The sequence below is a fragment of the Pseudoxanthomonas winnipegensis genome (genome assembly GCF_004283755.1).
GTDB lineage: Bacteria > Pseudomonadota > Gammaproteobacteria > Xanthomonadales > Xanthomonadaceae > Pseudoxanthomonas_A > Pseudoxanthomonas_A winnipegensis.
This window is the reverse complement of record NZ_SHMH01000019.1, coordinates 1-1,240: the sequence shown is the minus strand read 5'-3', so window position 1 is coordinate 1,240 and position 1,240 is coordinate 1. Positions and strand designations below refer to the sequence as shown.

Here is a 1,240-nt window from a genome sequence, read left to right as displayed (position 1 = left end):
TGGACCGGCCAGCCTTTCGTAGACATCCGGTTGCCATAATTGATGGCAATGACCGAGGTGTTTATGGGCAACAGCAAGCAGTACACGGATGAGTTCCAGGCCGAAGCGGTGAAGCAGGTGATCGAGCGTGGCTTCACGGTGGTGGACGTCGCCTCCCGGATCGGGATTCCCAAGCACACGTTGTATGGCTGGGTGCAGGCGGCCAAGAAGTCGATGCCGGCCGCTGGAGCCACGGTTGCGCCGAGCGACTCAGCCGAGATCCGCCGTCTCAAGGCCGAGCTGCGGCGGGTGACCGAGGAGCGCGACATCCTAAAAAAAGCCGCCGCGTACTTTGCCAAGGGGTAAGGGCGAAGTACGCGTTCATGCGCGCGCACATCCGCGAGTTCCGCCTGGTCGCGATGTGCCGGGTGCTGGGCGTGCACCGCAGCGGCTACTACGCCTGGTTGCGCCAAGGCGCCAGTGCCCGCGAGCGGGACGATCAGCGCCTGCTGGGGCTGATCAGGCACCACTGGCTGGCCAGCGGCGCGGTGTATGGCTATCGCAAGATCACCTTGGACCTGCGGGAAGCCGGCGAGCATTGCAGCCGGCACCGCGTCCGGCGGCTGATGAAGGCCGAGGGCCTGCGGGCGCAGGTGGGCTATGGCGGCAAGCCGCGCCACCGCGGCGGCCCGGTCGGTGCCGTGGCGAACGTGCTCAACCGGGACTTCACGCCGCACGCCCCGAACAAGGTCTGGGTCACGGACATCACCTACATCCGCACCTACGAGGGCTGGCTGTTCCTGGCGGCGGTGATGGACTTGTACTCGCGCCAGATCGTCGGTTGGGCAACCGCATCCACGATGACCAGCGACCTGGTGCTGCAGGCGCTGATGGCGGCGGCATGGCGACGCAAGCCCGGCCCGGGCGTGCTGGTCCACTCCGACCAGGGCTGCCAGTTCACCAGCAACGACTGGCAGTCGTTCCTGAAGGCGCACCGGATGGTGCCGAGCATGAGCCGTCGCGGGAACTGCCACGACAACGCCGTGGCCGAGAGCTTCTTCAGCGTCCTGAAGAAGGAGCGGATCAAGCGGCGGATCTACCCGACGCGAGCCACTGCTGCTTCGGACGTGTTCGACTACATCGAGATGTTCTACAACCCGATTCGCCGGCATGGTTCCGCTGGCGGCATGTCACCGGTAGAGTTCGAAAAGCGCTACGCGCAGAGCGGCGACTGAGTGTCTATGGAACTCTGGTCGGTCCA

General features: G+C 65.5%; 1 protein-coding gene. It reads left to right on the top strand.

Annotation, left to right across the window (positions count from 1 at the left end; all coding sequences use genetic code 11):
- Positions 1-63: 63 nt before the first annotated feature.
- A protein-coding gene (locus EAT51_RS20200) for an IS3 family transposase (protein WP_228258010.1) occupies positions 64-1,214 on the top strand; the annotation gives its coding sequence in 2 pieces (ribosomal slippage) (positions 64-310 and positions 310-1,214; 1,152 coding nt in all).
- Positions 1,215-1,240: the final 26 nt, after the last annotated feature.